The sequence below is a fragment of the Mammaliicoccus fleurettii genome, assembly GCF_002018435.1.
Classification (GTDB): domain Bacteria; phylum Bacillota; class Bacilli; order Staphylococcales; family Staphylococcaceae; genus Mammaliicoccus; species Mammaliicoccus fleurettii.
The window spans coordinates 35,839-58,031 of record NZ_MWJM01000004.1 but is presented as its reverse complement, the minus strand read 5'-3'; the positions used below and the strand labels follow the sequence as shown (position 1 = coordinate 58,031).

31 protein-coding genes are annotated in these 22,193 nt (G+C 30.6%); 20 read left to right on the top strand and 11 right to left on the bottom strand.

Annotated elements, in window-relative coordinates:
• Positions 1–14 precede the first annotated feature (14 nt).
• The 15 genes from rplO to rpsI all read left to right on the top strand — a co-directional run bounded on the left by rplO (position 15) and on the right by rpsI (position 9,968).
• Positions 15–455 (top strand): 50S ribosomal protein L15, encoded by a 441-nt coding sequence (gene rplO, locus B2G86_RS04530; RefSeq protein WP_078356949.1) that lies wholly within the window; start codon positions 15–17, stop codon positions 453–455.
• Positions 455–1,756, top strand: a complete 1,302-nt coding sequence (gene secY, locus B2G86_RS04525; RefSeq protein ID WP_078356948.1) for a preprotein translocase subunit SecY — start codon at positions 455–457, stop codon at positions 1,754–1,756. Before rplO ends, secY begins: the two co-directional genes overlap by 1 nt.
• Before the next feature lie 18 nt (positions 1,757–1,774).
• Complete coding sequence (locus B2G86_RS04520; RefSeq protein WP_078356947.1) at positions 1,775–2,422, top strand: adenylate kinase; 648 nt, start codon at positions 1,775–1,777, stop codon at positions 2,420–2,422.
• Between the two features lie 307 nt (positions 2,423–2,729).
• Positions 2,730–2,948, top strand: coding sequence for a translation initiation factor IF-1 (gene infA / locus B2G86_RS04515; protein WP_001118443.1), 219 nt, complete (start codon positions 2,730–2,732; stop codon positions 2,946–2,948).
• 32 nt (positions 2,949–2,980) lie between these two features.
• Entirely contained in the window at positions 2,981–3,094 is a 114-nt protein-coding gene (rpmJ, locus tag B2G86_RS04510) for a 50S ribosomal protein L36 (RefSeq protein WP_003156543.1), read from the top strand.
• Positions 3,095–3,114: 20 nt separating this feature from the next.
• Positions 3,115–3,480 carry a 30S ribosomal protein S13 gene (gene rpsM / locus B2G86_RS04505; RefSeq protein WP_078356946.1) on the top strand — a complete coding sequence of 122 codons (366 nt, stop codon included), beginning with the start codon at positions 3,115–3,117 and terminating at the stop codon, positions 3,478–3,480.
• Between the two features lie 22 nt (positions 3,481–3,502).
• On the top strand, positions 3,503–3,892 hold the full coding sequence (rpsK, locus tag B2G86_RS04500; RefSeq protein ID WP_078356945.1) for a 30S ribosomal protein S11: 390 nt from the start codon (positions 3,503–3,505) through the stop codon (positions 3,890–3,892).
• Positions 3,893–3,974: 82 nt separating this feature from the next.
• The gene (locus tag B2G86_RS04495; RefSeq protein ID WP_078356944.1) at positions 3,975–4,919 is read left to right on the top strand and encodes a DNA-directed RNA polymerase subunit alpha; all 945 of its coding nucleotides are present in this window, start codon (positions 3,975–3,977) and stop codon (positions 4,917–4,919) included.
• A gap of 16 nt (positions 4,920–4,935) precedes the next feature.
• Entirely contained in the window at positions 4,936–5,301 is a 366-nt protein-coding gene (rplQ, locus tag B2G86_RS04490; RefSeq protein WP_078356943.1) for a 50S ribosomal protein L17, read from the top strand.
• A 335-nt stretch (positions 5,302–5,636) separates the two neighbouring features.
• A complete protein-coding gene (locus B2G86_RS04485; protein ID WP_078356942.1) occupies positions 5,637–6,443 on the top strand; it encodes an energy-coupling factor transporter ATPase in 807 nt (268 codons plus the stop codon).
• Complete coding sequence (locus tag B2G86_RS04480) at positions 6,440–7,303, top strand: energy-coupling factor transporter ATPase (protein ID WP_078356941.1); 864 nt, start codon at positions 6,440–6,442, stop codon at positions 7,301–7,303. The genes B2G86_RS04485 and B2G86_RS04480 overlap by 4 nt, the downstream gene beginning before the upstream one ends.
• On the top strand, positions 7,296–8,093 hold the full coding sequence (locus B2G86_RS04475) for an energy-coupling factor transporter transmembrane component T family protein (protein WP_078356940.1): 798 nt from the start codon (positions 7,296–7,298) through the stop codon (positions 8,091–8,093). The genes B2G86_RS04480 and B2G86_RS04475 overlap by 8 nt, the downstream gene beginning before the upstream one ends.
• A gap of 10 nt (positions 8,094–8,103) precedes the next feature.
• Positions 8,104–8,907 (top strand): tRNA pseudouridine(38-40) synthase TruA, encoded by an 804-nt coding sequence (gene truA / locus B2G86_RS04470; RefSeq protein WP_078356939.1) that lies wholly within the window; start codon positions 8,104–8,106, stop codon positions 8,905–8,907.
• 211 nt (positions 8,908–9,118) lie between these two features.
• Positions 9,119–9,556, top strand: a complete 438-nt coding sequence (gene rplM, locus B2G86_RS04465; RefSeq protein ID WP_078356938.1) for a 50S ribosomal protein L13 — start codon at positions 9,119–9,121, stop codon at positions 9,554–9,556.
• A 19-nt stretch (positions 9,557–9,575) separates the two neighbouring features.
• A complete protein-coding gene (gene rpsI / locus B2G86_RS04460) occupies positions 9,576–9,968 on the top strand; it encodes a 30S ribosomal protein S9 (protein ID WP_078356937.1) in 393 nt (130 codons plus the stop codon).
• Between the two features lie 154 nt (positions 9,969–10,122).
• On the opposite strand, the gene B2G86_RS04455 is transcribed toward rpsI, so the two are convergent.
• From B2G86_RS04455 to B2G86_RS04415, 11 genes are all read right to left on the bottom strand, one after another.
• Complete coding sequence (locus B2G86_RS04455) at positions 10,123–10,536, bottom strand: hypothetical protein (protein WP_078356936.1); 414 nt, start codon at positions 10,534–10,536, stop codon at positions 10,123–10,125.
• Between the two features lie 77 nt (positions 10,537–10,613).
• A complete protein-coding gene (locus B2G86_RS04450) occupies positions 10,614–10,982 on the bottom strand; it encodes a hypothetical protein (protein WP_078356935.1) in 369 nt (122 codons plus the stop codon).
• A gap of 27 nt (positions 10,983–11,009) precedes the next feature.
• Positions 11,010–12,056 carry a tyrosine-type recombinase/integrase gene (locus B2G86_RS04445; protein ID WP_078356934.1) on the bottom strand — a complete coding sequence of 349 codons (1,047 nt, stop codon included), beginning with the start codon at positions 12,054–12,056 and terminating at the stop codon, positions 11,010–11,012.
• 19 nt (positions 12,057–12,075) lie between these two features.
• Positions 12,076–12,264 (bottom strand): MerR family transcriptional regulator, encoded by a 189-nt coding sequence (locus B2G86_RS04440; protein ID WP_003757092.1) that lies wholly within the window; start codon positions 12,262–12,264, stop codon positions 12,076–12,078.
• 27 nt (positions 12,265–12,291) lie between these two features.
• Positions 12,292–13,050, bottom strand: a complete 759-nt coding sequence (locus B2G86_RS04435; protein WP_078356933.1) for a rolling circle replication-associated protein — start codon at positions 13,048–13,050, stop codon at positions 12,292–12,294.
• Between the two features lie 168 nt (positions 13,051–13,218).
• On the bottom strand, positions 13,219–13,536 hold the full coding sequence (locus tag B2G86_RS04430; RefSeq protein WP_198931317.1) for a hypothetical protein: 318 nt from the start codon (positions 13,534–13,536) through the stop codon (positions 13,219–13,221).
• A 143-nt stretch (positions 13,537–13,679) separates the two neighbouring features.
• Positions 13,680–14,999: an FtsK/SpoIIIE domain-containing protein gene (locus tag B2G86_RS04425; RefSeq protein WP_078356932.1), complete on the bottom strand. Its 1,320-nt coding sequence runs from the start codon at positions 14,997–14,999 to the stop codon at positions 13,680–13,682.
• 5 nt (positions 15,000–15,004) lie between these two features.
• Complete coding sequence (locus B2G86_RS13135) at positions 15,005–15,187, bottom strand: hypothetical protein (protein WP_142242923.1); 183 nt, start codon at positions 15,185–15,187, stop codon at positions 15,005–15,007.
• Between the two features lie 16 nt (positions 15,188–15,203).
• The gene (locus B2G86_RS04420; RefSeq protein WP_078356931.1) at positions 15,204–15,995 is read right to left on the bottom strand and encodes an endonuclease/exonuclease/phosphatase family protein; all 792 of its coding nucleotides are present in this window, start codon (positions 15,993–15,995) and stop codon (positions 15,204–15,206) included.
• A 42-nt stretch (positions 15,996–16,037) separates the two neighbouring features.
• On the bottom strand, positions 16,038–16,211 hold the full coding sequence (locus B2G86_RS13295) for a hypothetical protein (RefSeq protein WP_158079022.1): 174 nt from the start codon (positions 16,209–16,211) through the stop codon (positions 16,038–16,040).
• A 73-nt stretch (positions 16,212–16,284) separates the two neighbouring features.
• On the bottom strand, positions 16,285–16,557 hold the full coding sequence (locus tag B2G86_RS04415; RefSeq protein ID WP_078356930.1) for a helix-turn-helix domain-containing protein: 273 nt from the start codon (positions 16,555–16,557) through the stop codon (positions 16,285–16,287).
• A 392-nt stretch (positions 16,558–16,949) separates the two neighbouring features.
• Here B2G86_RS04415 and B2G86_RS04410 point away from each other — a divergent pair, with 392 nt between their 5' ends.
• The 5 genes from B2G86_RS04410 (at position 16,950) to B2G86_RS04390 (ending at position 22,126) form a co-directional block, all read left to right on the top strand.
• Entirely contained in the window at positions 16,950–18,719 is a 1,770-nt protein-coding gene (locus tag B2G86_RS04410) for a type I restriction-modification system subunit M (RefSeq protein WP_142242922.1), read from the top strand.
• Positions 18,712–20,106, top strand: coding sequence for a restriction endonuclease subunit S (locus B2G86_RS04405; protein ID WP_078356929.1), 1,395 nt, complete (start codon positions 18,712–18,714; stop codon positions 20,104–20,106). The genes B2G86_RS04410 and B2G86_RS04405 overlap by 8 nt, the downstream gene beginning before the upstream one ends.
• A gap of 387 nt (positions 20,107–20,493) precedes the next feature.
• Positions 20,494–21,318 carry a PhzF family phenazine biosynthesis protein gene (locus B2G86_RS04400; protein ID WP_078356928.1) on the top strand — a complete coding sequence of 275 codons (825 nt, stop codon included), beginning with the start codon at positions 20,494–20,496 and terminating at the stop codon, positions 21,316–21,318.
• 108 nt (positions 21,319–21,426) lie between these two features.
• On the top strand, positions 21,427–21,906 hold the full coding sequence (locus tag B2G86_RS04395) for a hypothetical protein (RefSeq protein ID WP_078356927.1): 480 nt from the start codon (positions 21,427–21,429) through the stop codon (positions 21,904–21,906).
• 10 nt (positions 21,907–21,916) lie between these two features.
• Positions 21,917–22,126: a helix-turn-helix domain-containing protein gene (locus B2G86_RS04390; protein WP_078356926.1), complete on the top strand. Its 210-nt coding sequence runs from the start codon at positions 21,917–21,919 to the stop codon at positions 22,124–22,126.
• The last annotated feature ends 67 nt before the right edge of the window (positions 22,127–22,193 follow it).

The following is a 22,193-nucleotide window of genomic DNA, read 5'->3' as shown; positions in this document are numbered from 1 at the left end:
AAGGAGGTGCCAAAATGAAATTACATGAGTTGAAACCAGTTAAAGGTGCTCGTAAAGAACGTAACCGTGTTGGTCGTGGTATGGCTACAGGTAATGGTAAAACAAGTGGTCGTGGTACTAAAGGACAAAAAGCACGTTCAGGTGGCGGTGTTCGTTTAGGTTACGAAGGTGGACAATTACCATTATTCCGTCGTTTACCAAAACGTGGGTTCACTAACATTAACCGTAAAGAATATGCAATTGTTAATCTTGATCAATTAAATCGTTTCGAAGATGGAACTGAAATTACTCCAGCTTTATTAGTAGAGTCAGGTGTTGTTAAATCTGAAAAATCAGGTGTTAAAGTTTTAGGAAACGGTTCATTAGAAAAGAAATTAACAATAAAAGCTCATAAATTCTCAGCTTCAGCAATTGAAGCAATCGAAGGTAAGGGCGGAACGCATGAGGTGATCTAATGTTTGAAACGATCGTTAGTTTTTTGAAGACTAAAGATATTCGTAACAAGATATTATTCACACTAGCAATGCTCGTTATATTTAAAGTTGGAACTTATATTCCAGCACCTGGTGTTAATCCAGAAGCTTTTAATCAAAATAAAGGTTCGCAAGGTATTACCGATTTGTTTAATACATTCGGTGGAGGTGCCTTGCAGAACTTCTCTATATTAGCAATGGGTATTATGCCTTATATTACTGCTTCAATCGTAATGCAATTATTACAAATGGATGTTGTACCTAAGTTTACTGAATGGGCTAAACAAGGTGAAGTTGGTCGTAAAAAGATTAATCAATTTACGCGTTACTTTACGATTGTTTTAGCATTCGTTCAAGGCTTAGGTATGTCGTATTCATTTAATAATATGCTGGGTGGTAATTTGATTCAAAATACTTCAGTGTTAAATTATTTGTTAATAGCATTAGTTTTAACCGCAGGAACAGCTTTCTTAATGTGGTTAGGTGAGCAGATAACTCAATTCGGAGTTGGTAATGGTATTTCTATTATTATCTTCGCTGGTATTTTATCTTCTATGCCAAACTCATTAATTCAATTTTACCAACAGAGTTTTGTTGGTGCAGATGATACAACTATGGCTTGGTTAAAAGCGGTTGGCTTATTTGTTGGAATGATCTTACTTACAGTCGGTGCAGTTTATGTACTTCAAGCTATTCGTAAAATTCCTATCCAATATGCTAAGCGTCAACAACAAGGTACTGGTGGTTCATTATCTGCAAATGCAACATATTTACCTTTGAAAGTTAATGCAGCTGGTGTAATTCCTGTAATATTTGCGATGGCATTTTTCATGCTTCCGAAGACATTAACATTGTTCTTCCCTGATCAAGATTGGGCGCAAACAGTTACGACTTACGCAGATCCATCTCATAATATCGGTATGATTGTTTATGTTATTTTAATTATAGCGTTCGCATACTTTTATGCATTTGTTCAGGTTAATCCTGAGAAAATGGCAGAAAACTTACAAAAACAAGGTAGTTATGTACCGGGTATTAGACCTGGAGAACAAACTAAAAAATACATCACTAGAGTGCTCTATCGTTTAACGTTTGTGGGATCAATATTCTTAGCTTTAATTTCTATTATTCCAATATTAGCTATTAAGTTAATGAGTTTGCCTCAAGCAATACAAGTTGGTGGTACAAGCTTACTAATCGTTATCGGTGTTGCAATTGAAACAATGAAGACTTTAGAAGCTCAACTCAATCAACGAGAATATAGAGGCTTTAGAAGACGATAAGCAAGTAGGAGGGTTTTAATGAACATCATTTTAATGGGTTTACCTGGTGCAGGTAAAGGAACTCAAGCGAGTGAAATTGTTAAGAAATACCCTATTCCTCATATCTCAACTGGTGATATGTTCCGTAAAGCTATCAAAGATGAGACTGACCTTGGTAAAGAGGCTAAATCTTACATGGATGGTGGGGAACTTGTTCCAGATGAAGTGACTATAGGTATCGTTAGAGAAAGACTAGCTGAAGAAGATGCAAAAAAAGGATTCTTGCTAGATGGTTTTCCTCGTACAGTAGAACAAGCTGATGCATTAAATGAAATCTTAAGTGAATTAGACCGCAAAGTAGATGCTGTTATTAACATTGAAGTTGCTGAAGAAGAACTTATGAATCGTTTAACTGGCAGACGTATTTGTGAAGTATGTGGCACAACGTATCATTTAGTATTTAATCCACCAAAAGTTGAAGGTGTTTGTGATCTAGACGGAGGTAAATTATACCAACGTGAAGATGATAACCCTGAAACAGTAGCAAATCGTTTAAGTGTTAACGTTAAACAAACAAAACCACTTTTAGATTTCTATGAAAATCAAGGTGTCCTTAAAAACATCGATGGTTCTCGACAAATTGATAATGTTACTGAAGATGTTATTCAAATTCTTGAATCATTATAGTAATGACGCTTTCACCCCGAATTCGCCTAACTTTAGGTGGTTCTTGAACGCGTGAATGCGTTCAATTTTAAGAATCAAGATAGTATTTAGGTTTTTGAAATACAATCGGAGTGATTACGAGAAGCGATAAGTATTTGAAGTGTTGTCGAATGCAAATCTTAAGTATTAAATCATCCCAATTTTATAAACCTGTGCTTATTCTATGTGATTTAATCACCTAAAGTATGTCTCTAATTTTGGACCAGGTTTTATAACATGAAATACATCCGTATTTCACGAGAATGAATAGAAAAAGGGGGAAATGATCATGGCTAAACAAGATGTAATCGAATTAGAAGGTACTGTATTAGATACTTTACCAAACGCTATGTTTAAAGTAGAATTAGAAAATGGACATGAAATTTTAGCACACGTTAGTGGTAAAATCCGTATGAACTATATTAGAATTCTACCTGGCGACAAAGTAACAGTTGAAATGTCTCCGTATGACCTAACACGCGGAAGAATCACTTATCGTTATAAATAATCGTCACTCCAAATACAAGGAGGTATACAAAGATGAAAGTAAGACCATCAGTAAAACCAATTTGCGAAAAATGTAAAGTAATTCGTCGTAAAGGTAAAGTAATGGTGATTTGTGAAAATCCAAAACACAAACAAAAACAAGGCTAATAAAAGAGAGGTGTAAATAAATGGCTCGTATTGCAGGTATTGACGTACCACGTGAGAAACGCGTAGTAATTTCGTTAACTTACGTATATGGTATCGGAAAAACAACAGCACAAAAAATTCTTAAAGAAGCAAATGTATCTGAAAGCACACGTGTTCGTGATTTAACTGATGACGAATTAGGTCGTATCCGTGAAGTTGTAGATGGTTACAAAGTTGAAGGGGACCTTCGTCGTGAAAGAAACTTAAACATCAAACGTTTAATGGAAATCGCTTCATATCGTGGAATTCGCCACCGTCGTGGTTTACCAGTTCGTGGTCAAAACACTAAGAACAATGCGCGTACGCGTAAAGGACCAGTTAAAACAGTAGCGAACAAGAAAAAATAATAAGTAAAGGAGGCACATATAAATGGCACGTAAACAAGTATCTCGTAAACGTAAAGTGAAAAAGAATATTGAAAGTGGAATGGCTCACATTCGCTCAACATTCAACAATACAATCGTAACGATCACTGATGAGTTTGGTAATGCATTATCATGGTCTTCAGCAGGTGCGTTAGGATTCAAAGGTTCAAAAAAATCAACTCCTTTTGCAGCTCAAATGGCTTCAGAAACAGCTTCAAAAGCTGCTATGGAACATGGTTTGAAAACTGTAGAAGTTACAGTTAAAGGTCCTGGCCCAGGTCGTGAATCAGCGATCCGTGCGTTACAATCTGCTGGATTAGAAATTACAGCTATCAGAGACGTAACACCAGTTCCTCATAACGGATGTCGTCCACCAAAACGTCGTCGTGTATAATTTTTGTTAGTTCTAACGTTCAAGAGTCACTGGATAGAAATTAATAAAGTTTAATCGACGTTTATAAGGAGGATATATTTAAATGATTGAAATCGAAAAACCTAGAATTGAAACAATAGAAGTTAGTGATGATTCTACATTCGGTAAGTTCGTTGTTGAACCGCTAGAACGTGGTTATGGTACAACACTAGGCAACTCCTTACGTCGTATCCTATTATCTTCATTACCAGGTGCGGCAGTTAAAAATATCGAAATTGAAGGTGTTCTTCACGAATTCTCAGCAGTTGAAAATGTAGTTGAGGATGTTACAACTATCATTATGAACATCAAGAAATTAGCTCTTAAAATATATTCAGAAGAAGACAAAACACTGGAAATCGATATTAAAGATGAAGGTGAAGTTACTGCGAAAGATATCATGCATGATAGTGATGTTGAAATTTTAAATCCAGATTTAAAAATTGCAACTGTTTCTAAAGGTGGACACCTAAAGATGCGCTTAATTGCTAATAAAGGTCGCGGATATGCTTTAGCTGAAAAAAATAACACAAGTGATTTGCCAATTGGTGTCGTTCCAATTGATTCACTTTATTCTCCAGTAAATCGTGTTAACTACACAGTTGAAAATACGCGTGTAGGGCAAAGTAGTGATTATGATAAATTAACACTTGATGTTTGGACAGATGGATCTTTATCTCCTCAAGAAGCAGTTTCTTTAGGTGCTAAAATCATGACTGAACACTTAAACATTTTTGTTAATTTAACTGATGAAGCACAAAATGCTGAAATCATGATTGAAAAAGAAGAAGATCAAAAAGAAAAAGTACTTGAAATGTCTATTGAAGAATTAGATTTATCAGTACGTTCTTATAATTGTCTAAAACGTGCAGGTATTAACTCTGTACAAGAATTAGCAGACAAATCTGAGGCAGATATGATGAAAGTTAGAAACTTAGGTCGTAAGTCTCTTGAAGAAGTTAAATATAAATTAGAAGATCTTGGTCTTGGTTTAAGAAAAGAAGACTAATAAAGGAGGTTAATTCATGGGTTACAGAAAATTAGGTCGTACTTCTGATCAACGTAAAGCAATGTTACGTGACTTAGCTACTCAACTTATCGTTTCTGAACGCATTGAGACTACAGAAGCTCGTGCAAAAGAACTACGTAAAGTTGTTGATAACTTAATTACTTTAGGTAAAAAAGGTGATTTAGCTTCACGTCGTAGAGCAGCTGAAACTTTACGTGACGTTAAAATCTTAGAAGATGACAAAACAATTACAGTATTACAAAAATTATTCAATGATGTTGCGCCACGCTATGAAGAGCGTCAAGGTGGATATACTCGTATCATGAAAGTTGGTCCACGTCGCGGTGACGGTGCTGAATCAGTAATTATTGAATTAGTATAATTTATTCTTTATTGAAGTGGCGTAAGTCACTTCAATCATTCTTTATAAATACAGTTTATTTAACACACACAAAGCAAATGAGTGCAATGATAATGTTTACCACACATAGATATTGTCTAGCTCAGAGTACTCCACCACATTTGAATGACTTATCGCGTGAACTCGTCTATGGTGGAGTGCGCGCTTTTTTATTTTCAAATCCGTTTATACGGATTTTTTTTATGCATAAATTTATCTGCTATAACTCATCATACTTTTGAGGCAATTAATGATTACATTTTCGTATGTATGCTGTAAAATAAAGAAGTAATTAACTTGTTGAAGGATGAATTTAAATGGTGCAGGAAAAAATTATTAGGTTCGCTAATGTTACATTTAAATATGATGAAAATGAACCAGCTGCACTACGCGATGTTACATTTGATATCGAAAAAGGTAAGTGGACGTCAATTGTGGGGCATAATGGTTCAGGGAAATCTACAATTGCTAAATTATTGATGGGTATTAATCAAAAATATATTGGCAACATTAATGTAGGTGAACTAACACTTTCTGAAGACTCAATAGATGAAGTCAGAAAACATATTGGTATAGTCTTTCAAAATCCAGATAATCAATTTATTGGTTCTACAGTAGAATATGACGTTGCTTTCGGTATGGAAAATCAAAGTGTTGAGTATGACATCATGCATCAAACTGTTGACTTAGTATTAAATGAAGTCGATATGACTGATATGAAGTCCTTTGAGCCGAGTCATTTATCTGGTGGTCAAAAACAACGAGTAGCGATTGCTGGTATTTTGGCAATGTCTCCAGATATTATGATTCTTGATGAGGCTACAGCTATGTTAGATCCTGAAGGAAAAGAAAGTATCATGAATTTAATTAAATCTATTCAAGATCAACATCAGTTAACTGTAATATCTATCACACATGATTTGGAAGAGGCTATCAATGCAGATGAAATTATCGTAATGAATAAAGGTCAAGTATATAAACAAGATGTGCCACAAGAAATATTTAAAGACGGCGCATATTTAAATGAAATTGGATTAGACTTGCCTTTCTCAATGAGAATGAATTATTTGTTGCATAACAACTATAAATTCACGACTTTTGAACAGTTGGTGAATCGTCTATGAAAATAATCTTTGATAATGTAACTTATGATTATAGTATAAAAACACCGTTTCAATATAGAGCTTTAAAAAACATTTCAACAACATTCGATAAATCTAAATTTTATGCAATAGTGGGCCAAACCGGTTCTGGTAAATCAACATTGATTCAACATTTAAATGCTATTTTAAAGCCGACTGAAGGACAACTTATAATTGATGATACGATTATTACTAAAAAGACAAAGTCTAAAAAGTTAGCGCCAGTTCGTAAGAAGGTTGGTATCGTATTTCAATTTGCTGAACACCAATTATTTGAAGATACAGTAGAAAAGGATATTATATTTGGTCCTCTTAACTATGGAATAGAAAAAGAAGCTGCTATTAATAAAGCTGAAGAATTAATAGATTTATTAGGAATGGAAAGAAGTATTTTAAAGAGATCTCCTTTTGAGCTCTCAGGAGGCCAAAAGAGAAGGATTGCAATCGCAGGTGTATTAGCTATGGAACCTGAGATACTTGTCCTTGACGAGCCTACAGTTGGCTTAGATCCAAGAGGACAACATGACATGATGGAATTGTTTAATGAAATTCATCAAACTCTAGGTATTACAATAATACTCATTTCTCATCAAATGGATATTGTACTTAAGTATGCAGATGAGGTTAAAGTTATAAAAGCTGGTGAAATAGTAGCAGAGGATAAACCTGTTAATATATTTATGAATCAAGAACTACTTAATCAAACTCACCTGCAAGCGCCTAAAATTATTCAACTTCAAAGAGCAGTTGAAAATAAATACAATATGAAGTTTGATCAGATAGCAACTTCTGAAGAGATGTTTAAAGATATGTATGAAAAGCAGGTGAAACGTTATGACTGATAAAATGATAATTGGTCGTTATATACCTGGAGATACAATCATTCATCGTTTAGATTCTAGAATGAAAATGATATACGTATTTTTATTTATGGTATTAATTTTCTTTTGTAACACTTGGGCTTCATATGCATTTATGCTCTTGTCTGTATTCGTTATTATGTATTTATCTAAAATAAGATTTTGGTTTCTTATTAAAGGTTTAACTCCGGTTATGATTTTATTTATTTTTACATTTATTATGCATTTAATTGTAACTAAAGGTGGACCTGTTGTCTTAGATTTAAAGATATTTACAATTGAAGAGAACGGTATTAAGCAAGGTGCGTTTATTGTATTAAGACTTGTATTATTAGTGATGATTTCAACAATTATGACATTAACTACAAGTCCTATAAGCTTAACAGACGCTATAGAATCTATGCTAAGACCACTTAAAAAAATAAAGTTTCCAGTACATGAATTAGCTATGATGATGTCTATATCACTAAGATTTATTCCAACTTTAATGGATGAATTAGATAGAATTATTAAAGCTCAAACTTCAAGAGGATCAGATGTAACAGCAGGAAGTATTTTTAGTAGACTAAAAGCTATTATACCTTTATTGATACCGATGTTTATTTCAGCGTTTAAAAGAGCTGATGATTTAGCAGTGGCCATGGAATCTAGAGGCTATAATGCTTCCAATCAACGAACAACATATCGTAAACTAAAATGGAAATTACGAGATAGCCTTGCATTAGCAACTATTCTACTAATAGCCATATTATTATATTTATTAAGGAATTGAGGTGCAAACTTTGAGGATGTTAGTTAAAATTTCATATCACGGTGGTCAGTTTATGGGATTTCAAGTTCAACATCATGAGCGTACCGTGCAATATGAATTTGAAAGAATTCTAAAGAGAATGCATCAGACATTTGTTAGAATACACCCTTCAAGTAGAACAGATAAAGGTGTTCATGCAATCGAACAATATTTTCATTTTGATACACATTTAAATATCGCGCCAGATAGATGGATGTATGCTTTTAATTCTGCATTGCCTAAAGATATATATGTACAAAGTGTCGAACAAATTAAAGATGATTTTCATTGTAGATATGATTGTGTAGGTAAGAAATATCGGTACAAAGTGTATATAGACGAAGCAAAACATATATTTGAACATGATACAAAAGTTCAACAAAAGAAACCGGTAAATATACAAGAGATGAAAGAAGCAGCAAAACACTTTTTAGGAACACATGATTTCACAAGTTTTTGTTCTCAAAAAACGGAAGTGCAAAATAAAATTCGTACAATCTATCAAAGTGAAATAAACGAAACACAAGATGGGTTTGAATTTGTCGTAACTGGGTCGGGTTTTCTTTATAACATGGTCCGTGTGATGGTTGCCTATCTAATACTTGTAGGTGAAGAAAAGAGAAGCGGCAACGAAATTCATACTTTACTTGAAGAGCGCGATAGAAAAAAAATACCCCATACAGCTCCAGCACATGGACTGTATTTAGAAAAAATATATTTAGACAAAGAAGAACTAATTAATGAATTTGGAAGAAATATCGAAATATATAATAAAAATTCATCAGAAAATGTTTAAAACCAATTGACAAAAAGCTAAATAAATTATATTATAGTTAACGGTATTGTTTTATATCCACCACCACGATAAGCCCCGGAATCTTATTGTGTTTTAAGATATAGAAGCAGGAATCAGATAACGGAATTTAAGATGTATGTTTTTTTCTTTGGTACAGGTTAATTCATACATCTTAACCAAGAACTTTTTTAAATTTTAGGAGGACACTACAATGCGTCAAACATTTATGGCTAATGAAGCAAACATCGATCGCAAATGGTATGTTGTTGATGCTGAAGGACAAACGTTAGGTCGTTTATCATCAGAAATCGCAACAATCTTACGCGGTAAACATAAAGTAACTTATACACCACACGTTGATACAGGAGATAACGTTATTATTATTAACGCTGAAAAAATCTACTTATCAGGTAACAAAGAACAAGATAAAATTTACTACCGTCACTCAAATCACCCAGGTGGAATCAAATCAGTTTCTGCTGGTGAATTAAAAGAGAAAAACCCAATTCGTTTATTAGAAACATCTATTAAAGGTATGTTACCTAAAAATAAACTTGGTGAAAAACAAGGTAAAAAATTATTCGTATATGCTGGTGCAGAGCATCCACATGCTGCACAACAACCTGAAAACTACGAGTTACGTGGTTAATTAAGAGGAGGATACTACATTGGCACAAGTTGAATATCAAGGCACAGGTCGTCGTAAAAATTCAGTAGCACGTGTACGTTTAGTACCTGGTGAAGGTAACGTAACAATTAACAAACGTGACGTACGTGACTACTTACCATTTGAATCATTAATTTTAGATTTAAACCAACCATTTGATGTAACTGAAACTAAAGGAAACTATGATGTTTTAGTTAACGTACAAGGTGGAGGTTTCACAGGACAAGCACAAGCTATCCGTCACGGAATTGCACGTGCATTGTTAGAAGCAGATCCAGAATACCGTGGTTCTTTAAAACGCGCTGGATTACTTACTCGTGACCCACGTATGAAAGAACGTAAGAAACCTGGTCTTAAAGGTGCTCGTCGTTCACCACAATTCTCAAAACGTTAATATTATTTCAAATATATCATCGTTTTGGACGATTATATGGTGGAAATTGGTGTAATAATCAATTAATCATCTATATATTAAGAAAAGCATCAGCATAATTGCTGGTGCTTTTTTATTTAATATTAAATAATATTCTAAGTTATACGTACAGAAATTATCTCGAATTTATAGCATATACATACGCTATATAATTTGCAAGATCACCTACACGTTTTCGATGAATATTTTCTTTTTCGTCTCCTAAATCAGAATTAATTTTGAAGACATTAAACCAATCTACATCGAGATTTTTTGACTCAAATAGTCTCTTAATAATGTTTAGCTTTACAAGTAGTCCATCATGAATAGCACTTCTGTTTTTATCACGATCAATTCTTTGTTGTTTGCTTAACAATAACCAGCTACTTCTTTCTTTTGTATACTCAGAACATGCATTGATAAGGTCATTCCAATATTCCATTTCTTCAGAATTATTTAAATCTATATCTTGAACAATAGTGCTATAAATTTTCTCGCTTTCTTCAAAAGATAAAACATCTTTATCTTTTGTTAAATAAGTTGGTATCAAATTATTCTTCCCCCTTTAAATATTCATTCTTTTAGAACTAATATATTAATATTATACATTAAAAATGTTTAGTGAAATTAAAGTTTATCAATTAAATAAAGTCTATTTTTAATTAATTCAGTTTGTGGTAATGTTAATGGAGTGATAAACAGTATATTTTCTTTTACTTCTTTATAGTTAAAGAAGTATATATAACGACCGTTAAACTCAATAACTTGTTTATTAACTAAAAGTGATTTATGCCAAGATTGATTAGGTTCAAGTTTAGATGTTGGTACAATCAAAATATTATCTTGAAAGTAAAAGTTAAATTCACTTGAAAAATTGTCGTCAGTTAGAGTTTTGAAGTTTTCTCGTGAAATAGGTATCTGTTCAAATTCTTGTGTATGTGCATCGAATCTATTAGTAATTTTATTTATACCAAAAGCAAATGTAATATTATCCATAGGTAACCTCCAAGTAATTTGATATTATTACTTTAATGAATTTAATAAATCTAATGCATCAGCATCTTGCTGGTGTTTTTTTTCGGGCATTAATTCTAAATAATAATTTTGTGTTGTTAATATTGAACTATGTCCTAAACGTTTTGAGATATAGTCTAACCTCAAATTATCGTTTGAAAACAAAAATGATGCATGTGTATCACGTAATCCATGAAAAGTTGTATGTTCAATTTTAAGTTCATCAAGCATTTTAGCCAATATTTCAGATTGCTTAAAACCGTTTCTTCCAAAGATATAGCCATTATTTTTCTCTTGAACTGTTATTAAAAGATCATGGACTTCTTTATTGATACTAACATCGCGTTTAGAGTGCTTTGTTTTTAATAGTATATCATCACTATGAGGACTTATTGAGCGTTTAATACGTATACCATATTCATAAATATCCTCTTTCTTAATTCCTAGTAATTCGCCTCGACGTGCACCTGTTTCTAATGCAAGAAGTACTAAAATATGAAAATCATTTTTCGGATTGTTAAGCAAGTAAGATCGTAGCCTTTTAAAATCTGTTATAGATAGTGCTTTATTTCTTTTGTCTAATTCTTTACCTCTAGTTTTTACAAGTCCAGCAAAGTCAGATGAAAGTAACCCACGACCATATGCATAACGTAGGGAAGTTCTAATTTTTAATAGTACCTCAGTAGTAGTTTTTCTTGAATGAGTTTTACCGTATTCATCTATCTTCATTTGGACAACAATATCATTTAAATCACTTAACTTTGTATCTCTAAATAATTGTTTTACAATAGGTATCGTTCTAGTATAGTTTATAAATGTAGCAGGTCTAACATCATTCTTTTTAACTAAATGAACCCAGTTTTCAAAAAAGGTAGCAAATGATTCATTCCTACTAGCCAGATCAACTCCATTTCCTTTAGCAATTTCATTTTGCATTGCCCAACGTTTTGCTTCTGTAAGTGTTTTAAATGTCTTTGAAATACGATTGTTTATACCATTTTTATAGTTAGATATTTGTACTCTGTATGATTTACCTCGTTTTGTTATTGTTGCCATAATAGTAATACCTCAATTCTTAATTTATTGATTGTTCAAGAATGAAGTTTTCCAATTCTTTTATTGTGTATCGTTCATGCTTTCCAACCATAAATCTTTTTAATTTATCTGAACTTCGAATGTATTTATCAAATGATTTTGGATCTACACCTAAAAATTTTGATGCTTGCTCTCTTGTTAATAAAAAAGGTAATTTTAAATCTTCCATAAAATCACTCCTTTAATTTTATCAATGTTATAATTTGATTTTTTTGTATTTGACTTTGTTATTAACTAGCTTTCCGTTTATATATGCTTTCGAATTGTAACTTGTTTCATAAACCACATGTTGATTTTCAAAAAGCTTTTCATCAGATAAGACTTTAATTTCTTCAATTTTTTTCAAGTTTCTTGAAGAGTAATATGATTTAGTACCCATACTTTCAAGTAATTCTTGTGCAATTCCTTTTTCCATATATTTAGCTACATACCTTCCAGCATTAGAGGAATCATCTATTTCATGTATTTTATTAATCCTAACTGAGCCATGTCCCCATATTTCCAATAATTTATTATGAGGTACAAAAGGAAAACTAAATAACATCATGTGTACATGCCAAGCACCACGCTTTTGCTTTTCTAATACTGCAATGTATTTTATTAATCGCTTTTTAGTACCTAGTACTTGATAATTTAATCTGGTTACGAATTTATCAAACATTTTATTAAAAAGAAGTCTGTCAGTTATATTTTCTTTAGTAGTAAGAGTTAAGAAACTGGTTTTATTATCAAAATTTATATCAACTAAACGTATAAGTTTCCATTTAGCTTGTTGACGTGTTTTTGCTAATCTTTTTAATTTTAAATCTTTTTCATCACTGTTTAATTCATCAAATTGCAAATTGCTTTTTTTCTTCTTTTTATTACTAACTTTAAAATCAGATACAATAGGGTATTCATATTCATAAATTTCAATATATGAACTTGTACGGATTATTTTTTTGTTATACGTCATATAAATAATCCTCCAATTCTAGAAACGTATGTCTATATATTAAATAAACAGGAGGGCAGAGCCCTCCATACTTCTAAATCATGATTACCTATGCAACGCTCCGCTAACACGCTTCCAGCTTGCCGGCTGTTGCCGTCAGTTTGCATAGGGGTACATAATAAGAAGTATTTATTTTGTTTTGGACAAAACGTCAGAACAACTAAACCATAAATTACCATTGAATTGCCCAATTTGAAGATCCTTTAGTATAACGGGTATTGTTTTATTATTTTTTAAATCATTTACTGATAGAGTAGGGTTTAAATTTTTGACTTTAATATTTATCATCTCCATAAAAAAAGGGGACTCGTCATCTTGAATGCTTATGTTAAGTTTATAAGCATCTAATTTTCCTGTTTCATGATGTAATACTTCCGTATATCCTTTAACAGCTACAAAGTCATTACCTAAAGCTTCTGCATTTAAAAAATCGTTTAATTTAATCATTTATATAATCCTCATTTCATAATTTAATATGTTTATTTTTCAGCAAGCTGACTGCCCTTATCACTCGGCAGACTCCGTGATGATCTACTTTTTTATTCATTCGATAAACCGTTGAATGAATAAAAAGAGTAGATTTAATTGTTTTATACCTCTGGAATATATTTCTTCAATTCCTCTATAAAATCATATTGCGCTGTATCAATAAGTGGACTTTCGTAATACTGTGCTTGTTCTTTGCCACTGCCATGTAAGTAAAGGAGTCCAGCACCTTTCACCTCAATTGGAATAGTTACATCTGGGGTAGCAGAACCAAACATCATACGTAGACCTTCTGAACTGTTAAAACCTAGTGAGACTCTTAGAGAAAAGTTATCTCTTAATTCTGTACTTAAGTTATTAGCATTGATTTGTTGGCCAGCTATTAATATAAAACACCCAGCTTGGCGACCTAATAAGATGATTTGCTTGATTCCGTCCATAACTTCGTTGATAAGTTCTTTAGATTTTTTATCAGTACCATAAGCTTGAAATGCACCTATCTCATCAAACAAAATCCATAATGGCTTAAAACCATGAGTTTCATAGTTTGAACCATAGGTGAAATTATTATTCATATATTCATATCTTTTTTTCATTTCTTCAACGGCTTCACGTATTACACGGGCTATATTGTTGGGAGTGGTTGCAACATATTTATCGCCGAAATAATTTGATAATGAGCCTAAATCTGAGTTCTTAGGATCACATAAGTAGGTAGTAGATCTTTGCCTTTTGAATTCTATTAACAAGAAACTCATAAACATGCTCTTACCACTCCCAGTGCCACCAGAAATTAAAATGTGAGGTGATTTAGCTGGGTTATATGTCACACCATAACCAAGATTAATATCATTAGAATTATTGTATGTTGTCTCTTGAGTAGTGACATTTAATCTTTGTGGTTTATTTATTCTAAAGTGATAATCAGTTGAATTATGGCGTATTATCTTTTCATAAATAGGTAAATCCAATAAACCTTGTAATTCAACCTCTATATTTTGTAGTTTGTTATCAAAATAATTTCCAGACATCAAAGCTTGAATGACTATTTCATCATTTGTAATAGAATAAGAAAATCTTGATGAAGTAATAATCCCATTAGAATCCTCATTAAATAACTTGTTGTTTATGATGAACTCTAATAATTCATGGTGTATAAAATACTTGTTATTATACTTATCCTTGATAGAACTAATAAATTTGAAATGTTTTACAAACAAAATAATTCCTATAATCCATAGTACAAATGTAAATATAGCGTTATCCAGCATGAATGAAATAATAAATATACCAAGAATGAGATATAGAATTATTAACCTAAGGTATTTAATGTAATTAGGTAGAGATAAGAATATGAGATCTTTTTGATACATACTAATTATTGGCAATTTATCTTTTTTAAAAAAATAAAGTAATTTATACATAGAAATTACCTAGTAAATCGATTCTTAATTTTTATTAATTCGATTTTAAAGAAGTAATATAGAGTAACGATTAATGATATTGATGAAACAGTATAGATGAATATATTATTTGTAATAACAGATACTGATACATAGCAAAGTAGTGCAGTGATTACTAATGACATCCAAAATTTTAAGTGTATATTCATTTAATAGACCTCCAAGTTAAATTGATATTGAAGCACTTAAAATTGCATGGTCTGGATAACCAACTTGTTCTTTGTAATCTGAATTGTTGATAAAACCCCAATCATATTTTAAGTCGCTTACTTCAGACACAGCATTCGTTATAATGTGATCTAGTTTACAATAAGTATTTGAATTTCCTTTCCATGAATATGATTCATTAGGTGTATGCACTATAAAGTTTTTGGACTCAAAATCTTTTTTCATTAAATAATAATTATAGTATTCTCTAGCTACACCTTTATACGTTTTATCAATATCATATTCGCTATGTTTTCCGTTATTAAAATCACCAAGTATTAGTGTGTAACCCTCTAGTTTAGAGGTGAAATCAATCAATTTCTTTAACTGATTTCTACGATCAATAAAATCTTTATTAATTTTATTTTGATTTTTAGAATAACCACCAATTTTAATGCGAGTGCCTATTATATTCATGTCATTTATTTTTAAATGTAATAGATTTGGAAGTGTGTTTACATTATCGAAATAATTAATATGAATTTCACTAGAAATCAGTTCATTCTTTACAGCAATTAATATTTGATTAGAATTAATGTCGTATTTTGAAGTACGTACTGAATAATGCTCATTTATTAAGCTGAGAATTAAATCTTGATAATTATCTGATTCATAAAATTCAGTTAAAACAATTATGTCTAAATTTCTTTTCATCAATTCTTCAAAGACTAAAGCAGGTATATTTGTATTTTGTGAACCTGCTCTTTGGTTGATATTCCAACAGCCAATATTTATAGATTTTTTATTCATAATTTTCTCCTTTAAAGATAGGTGGGTTTCCCCACCTAATTTTTATACTCTGTTTGCAAAATAGCAGTAATATGAACCACGTACTGGAGAGACTTGTTTATAAATAACTTTGTCTAAAGTTTCTTTAGGTGTTAAACCAGTAGGAAGTATAACATTGTAAAAGTCGTTTCTGTTTTTAACATATGGTCTTAAAGATTGAATGGTTGATTTAATCATTTTAATCACCTCCTTAAATATCACTTAAATAGTATATAGTTGATAGTAATAGTGGTAAAAAAAATCGATGAAATTAATCAACAATTTTTTTAAAGTCCAATAAGTCACTTTCTCTATTCGTTATATATAAATATGTTTTATTGTCATCTAATTGTCTTCTATTTAAAAAACCTTTGTTAAACATAGTGAGTAATAATCTAGCTACATTAGGTGCTTGCCATTCTAAATATTGAGCTATTTCTTTAGATGATCTCTCTTTTTCAAAACAAAAGAATACTACTCGTACTTCTGATTTGCTTAAATTATTGTTTCTTAATAAATTATCAATTAGTAAAAAATTATCCATGACTTAAATTCACTCCTGTATATCAACTGAACACTATCAACCTGATAGTAATAATATATTAATCCTCTCTACCTGTCAATAAATTTAGTGAAAATTTTAATAATATTAATTTACAGAGCATCTAAAATTATTAGATATTCTAAGATTTGATTAATACTATATTCACTTCAAAACTAACTAATTCAACTTTAAAATAGATTTATAATATACACTAGGGAGAAAAAAGCTTAAATTCTTATTAGAACTCATTTTATTAATTATATAATGTATATCTAACAGTTATAATTTGTTAAAATTAATCCATAGGTATATTTAGATGTTTTTAATCCACTACATTATGTATACATAAAATTATATTATTGATTGAAATAACAGATAAGGAGAAATTTAAAATGGTTGTTGATGAAAAAGATATTATTATAGATTATATTTCAGGGGTTAGTTTAAAAGCGACGCCAGAAGAAATTGAATCAGTCCAAGTATTTTCGAAGATATTAGTAGAAGATTATGGTTACCCTAAAACACATATTCAAACAAGACCGCAGTTTCGTGTTAAAAGTAGACCTTCCGATACTAAAAAAAATTATCCAGTCGATATAGCAGTCTTTAACGATAAAGAAAAAAATGATAGTAATTTAGAGATAATAGTTGAATGTAAGAAAAAAACTAGAAAAGATGGATTATCGCAATTAAAAAATTATCTAACTTTTTCAACAGCATATTTAGGAGTATGGTTTAATGGTGATGAGAAATTATTTTTAAGAAAATATGAAAAAGATGGGAAAGTTATTTTTGCAGAAATTCCTAATATCCCTAAATATGGACAGCGAATTGAAGATGTAGGACTTTTTAAACGTAAAGATTTAAAGCCTGCTATCAATTTAAAATCTATATTTAAAACTGTTAGAAATTATTTAGCAGGAAATGTAATAGGAGCAACAAGAGATGAAGTATTAGCACAGCAACTTATTAATTTGATATTTTGTAAAATCTATGATGAAAAATTTACAAAACCAGAAGATATTGTAAAGTTCAGAAGTGGAATAGATGAAAAACCCGCTGAAGTAGCAGATAGAATACATGATTTATTCCAGTTAGTTAAAAGGAATTATGATGATGTGTTAGATTTTAACGAAGAAATTACTTTAGATAGTAAATCACTTCATTATGTTGTCGGGGAGTTACAACAGTTTTCGTTAATGGACTCTAATAGAGATGCAATAGGCGATGCATTTGAAGTATTTATAGGACATGCCTTAAAAGGTGGTCAAGGACAATTTTTTACGCCGAGAAATGTTATTAAAATGATAATAGAAATTTTAGATCCATCTATTAATGATAAAATACTAGATCCAGCATGTGGAAGTGGTGGATTTCTTGTTGAATCTCTTAGGTACATATGGAAAAAAGTTGAGATCGAAGGAAGAGAGCTAAACTGGCCTGACTATGAAATAGAAATTGAAAAACAAAAAGTTGCAATAAAAAATATTAGGGGAATCGATAAAGATTACTTTTTAAGTAAAGTGGCTAAAGCTTATATGGCATTATTAGGTGATGGACGTGGAGGTGTATATTGTGAAAATAGTTTGGGAGAATTTAGTAGTTGGCAAAGTAAAACCAGAAATGAAATAAAACCTGAGACTTTAGATGTAATAGTTACAAATCCTCCATTTGGATCAAAAATTCCTATTACAGGTACTGAACTATTAAGACAATATAGTTTTGGGCATATATGGAAATATGATAAAAAAGAAATGAATTGGGAAAAAGGAAAATTAAAAGAAAGTGAATCACCACAAATCTTATTTATTGAGAGATGTTTACAATTACTTAAACCTGGAGGAAAACTAGGAATCGTTCTACCTGATGGCATTTTAGGTAATGACAAATTAGGGTATATTAGAGAATATTTATTAAAAAATGCAAAGTTAATGGCTGTAATAGATGTACCAATTGAAACTTTTATGCCACACACAAGTACTAAAACAAGTGTGATAATTCTTAGGAAATTGTATGTAAATGAAAGTAATGATCAAAATTACAATGTTTTTATGGCTATTGCAGAAACTTGTGGACACACTAGACGAGGAGTTTTAACTGAAGACGATGATATATTAGATGTTCCAAGAATTTATAAAGAATGGATAGCGAATAATGAATAAAATAATCACTGTACCTGTTAATGATGTGAAGTTAGAAAATAGATTTAACCCAAAGTATTTTCATTTCTATGAAAGTAAAAAAGAAATGAAAAAATCCAGTAAATTAAAATTTGAAGAATTCGGAAATAAAGAATATATTAATGTTCTATCAGATGGGATTCATTCTGCAGTAACTCTTCAAAAAGAAGGAGAAATAAAATATCTTTATGTAAAAAATATTACAGAGGGTTTTATTGATACAACAGATAATATTTACCTTGCCCCTTCCGATTTAATGAAAAACTTATCTAAAAAACTTGAACCAAAAGATGTGTTATTGACGGTGGTTGGTAGATTAGGTGAATCAGCAATGATATCAGATTATATGAAAGGTATTATCAGCTTACCGAGAAATATCGCCTTTATGAAAACTAATTCAAATTTATTAAAACCAGAATTCCTAACTTGTTTTTTACTTTCAAGATTTGCTAAAGAACAGAGTATAATGTCTGGTGGTGGTAATATACAAGGTCTATTATCATTGACAAAACTAAAAAAATTTATTTTTCCTGTACCATCAATGGAGGTTCAAAAAAGGTTTGCAGATATGTATAATGAGACATTACATTATCAAAACGAAATATTGCAAAATATCGAATCAGCTAAGAGATTATTAAGAGATACATTAAGTAACGTTAGAAATACTAGTGATAACAAATTAGGCTATAGTGTAGATATTAATGAAATAAAAGAGAACTCAATATGGACTCCTACCTTATATAATAAAAACACGTCTCAACTATTAGAAAACTATAAAAATAATTTTGAAACTTTTACTATTCAAGAGCTGTCAGAATCTATTAAAAAGGGAAATGAAGTTGGAAGTATAAATTATAAAGATTACTTATCAAAAGGAAAAGAAGATATTCCTTTTATTAGAACGTCTGATATTCAGAATTATGAAATTTCCTCATTCCCATCATATTATGTAAATTACGATTTAAGAGATGAGTTAAATCAAGATTTTCATACTGGAGATATTATTGTAAATAATGATGGAAGAATTGGTTATACCGCTATAATTACTAGTAAAGATGAGGGAGTTTTTCAAAGCCATGTTCATAGAATTAGACTTAGAAATGATTACAAACATTTGAGAAACTATATATATATATGTTTATTGTGTGAAGATATTGGTGGAGTTCAATTCGAAAAAAATACGGTAGTACAAACTACAATTCCTACATTAGCATCAAGATTGAAAAATTTTGTAATACCTATAGTTGATAGCGAAACAATTACAATTATTAATGAAAAAGTCGAAGCAAGTCTTAAAGCTATTGTATTAAAACATAATAAAATCAAACAAATAAAAAAAGAAATAAATGAATTATTAGCTTATGATTAATATTAAGAATGAATTTTATAAAGTATGGTGTAACGTGGTGAAAGTTAAATCCTTTTATAAGTATTCTCGCCCTCTCAAAGCCAAGATATTGTTATAATGATATTGATGTAAAAAGCAATAAAGGGTTTTATAAGGATAAAAATAATTGATTTATTTCTCAAAACGTTAGGCTGCAGCTGTTGCAAGTTTACTTGCTTACAGATGGAGTCCGCAAATTGCACAAGCAATTTGTGTTCAATTGAAAATACGTTTAAAGCACTTCTCGATTTATTCGAGGAGTGCTTTTTTGTATGTACTTTTATAGCGTCACTCTATGTAGGTATCATTAAAATATTAAAATTAAATAATGATGTATAATACAAGTGAGATATACATAGGAGGCTATAAATGAATATTTATCATACAGATGTTTTCTTATACAATAACGAAGGTGGTAATCCTTGTCCTGTCATTTTAGATGCAGATGATATGTCTTTTGATGCAATGATAAATGTCGCTAAAGAGTATAATGTTGAAGTTGGTTTTGTGCTGAAAAGTAGTGATGCATCATGCGATTACCAATTTAAATACTTTGTACCTAAAAGAGAAATGGAAATGTGTGTGCATGCTACGATAGCATGTGTCACGGTTCTAAAAGAAGAAAGACTATTAAATAAAGACCATTTATTAGTCGAAACTTTATCTGGAACGTTGAGTATTGACGTTATCGGAGACGACTCTGATTTTAAAGTACAAGTAAAACAAGGTGAAGCGAAAATAGGTAATAATAATATTGATAAGTCAGTAATTGCAAAAGCATTAAATATTTCAGAAAATGAAGTCTCAAACAATCCAATAAAAAATGTTTCAACATCTAGATTTAAAACGATTATTGAATTAAATGATATTGAAATATTAAATAATTTAAATCCTCAATTTGATTATTTATGGGAAGTATGTGATCAAATTGGTTCAACAGGATTTTATCCATTTGTTCGAGTAGATGAAGGCATATATCATGCAAGGCAATTTCCTAACAATAATGGATATAACGAAGATCCAGCAACAGGTGTTGCAGCATCAGCATTAGGGATATATATAGAACAAGTACTTAATCATAAATATGATGAAATTACTATTTACCAAGGATTTGCGATGAACAGACCAAGCAAAATATTAGTAGTTCCAAAAGGGAATTCAAACTGCGTAGTTGGACAAGCGGTTATCAGGTAGGGTAAGTGATGAATAATAATGTATTTATCGAAAAACAATAACTTTTATTGATAAACAATAAATAAGATGTTACAATTTTATTGAATAACGATAAAAGGAGAGGAAAATATGAATACGACCAATAAATATGAAAAAAGAAATTACTGGTTTATACTAGTTACAATGATATTAAGTATTGCAATTTTAGTTGTGAATCTAGTTGCCTTTTTTAAAAAAGTACCTTTAGATACAGTTTTTGATATGAAAAATGGTGTGTTTTTCTATTTGATATGCTTTATTATTCAAACATTATTAGTTATTACATTTTTTATTATAGTTTTAAGATTTTTAAAGGTTATAAATAAAAAGGATTTCTTTAATTCAAGGAATTATAATAAGATATTCTTTTCTTCGATATTAATTATTGTATATGCTACTTTGAATTCTATGAAAGGGATTATAGATATTGATGTAACATATAAAGCGTTATTAAATACAGCGCCTTTTACGACTATTTTGTTATTGAATATTGCGTCAATGATGCTAAACTTTCTATCTATATACAATGAATCAGAATCCATTAAAAAGGAAAATGATTTAACTATTTGAGGGTGAGAAAATGATAAAAATCAAATTAGATGAAATTTTGAAACAAAGAAATGTATCTTTGACTGAACTCGCCCAATCTGTTGATATTACGATTGCTAACTTATCTATTCTGAAGACTGGTAAAGCAAAGGCTGTGAGATTTAGTACGCTAGAGGCGATATGTGAATATTTGGATTGCCAACCTGGTGATATTATAATTTATGAGAAAGATTCTGAATGAAATTTTATATTTGTATTTTTTGCACTTCATTTTTATATAGCGTATTCTTAAGGTATTAAATGAATGT